This window comes from Corallococcus sp. CA041A (genome assembly GCF_003612075.1).
GTDB lineage: Bacteria > Myxococcota > Myxococcia > Myxococcales > Myxococcaceae > Corallococcus > Corallococcus exiguus.
Genome location: NZ_RAWF01000566.1, coordinates 1 through 904, shown reverse-complemented (window position 1 = coordinate 904; position 904 = coordinate 1). Strand labels below are relative to the sequence as shown.

1 protein-coding gene and 1 pseudogene are annotated in these 904 nt (G+C 71.0%); both read right to left on the bottom strand.

Annotation, left to right across the window (positions count from 1 at the left end; translation table 11 throughout):
• Positions 1 to 324 precede the first annotated feature (324 nt).
• Positions 325 to 618 (bottom strand): hypothetical protein, encoded by a 294-nt coding sequence (locus tag D7V77_RS42190; RefSeq protein ID WP_120581752.1) that lies wholly within the window; start codon positions 616 to 618, stop codon positions 325 to 327.
• Positions 619 to 620: 2 nt separating this feature from the next.
• Positions 621 to 904: pseudogene (locus D7V77_RS42185) on the bottom strand (PEGA domain-containing protein); the annotation flags it as partial.

The following is a 904-nucleotide window of genomic DNA, read 5'->3' as shown; positions in this document are numbered from 1 at the left end:
CTCCCACGCGCTTGCCCATGTCGATGATGCCTCCTTGGGCCCGCGTCAGAGCACGGATGATGCCACGCACCGGAAGTGCTTCCCGGCGCGGACGTCGCGTTCAAGTGACTGGAATGACAGGGGTTTCGCGGTGGTGCCGAGCGGCAGGCAGCCGTGTCCGGCGGGACACGGCGCGGCCCGGTGGCCACGTGCGGGAGTGTTTACAGGGCACCGCGCCCTGGGACCCTGGAGACAGGGACGCAAGGCGCGGCGGAACAACGGCATCAGGGCCCCGTCACCGGCGCCGTGACTGGCGACCGGTGACGCCGGGCCCGGCGCGGGACTTCAGCCCCCGTCGCGGATGCCGCCGTCGGTCAGCAGACCGCCATCCGTGAGGCCGGCGTCCGTGCCGTCACCGGCGTCGGTGGTGCCGGCGTCACTGGTACCGGCGTCGGTCGTGCCGGCGTCGGTGGGGGTGCCGTCCTCGGAGGTGCAGACCTCGTTGCGGCAGACGTAGCCCTCCAGGCACTGACCGCGGTCGCAGGGCTGCCCTTCGGGGTCGAAGCTGACGAGCAGGCTGCAGGCGGACAGGCCCAGGGCGAGGGCCGAGGGGACGATGAGCGATGAAAGGCGGCGCATGGCTAGTAGTTCCGGAGATCGTCTTCGTCGAGCTTGGGGCGCTTCTTCTCTTCCTCGCGCTTGCGCCGGGCCTCTTCGTCCGCCTTGCGCTTCGCCTCTTCGTCCGCCTTGCGCTTCGCCTCTTCGTCCTTCTTGCGCTGTTCCTCCTCGTCCTTCTTGCGCTGTTCCTCCTCGCGCTTGAGGCGGGCCTCCTCCGCGCGCTGGCGCTTCGCCTCGGCCTCACGCTCCTTGCGCGTCAGCTTCTTCGCGGGCGGCGCGGGCGGCGGCGTCGGGGGCGGCTCGAAGA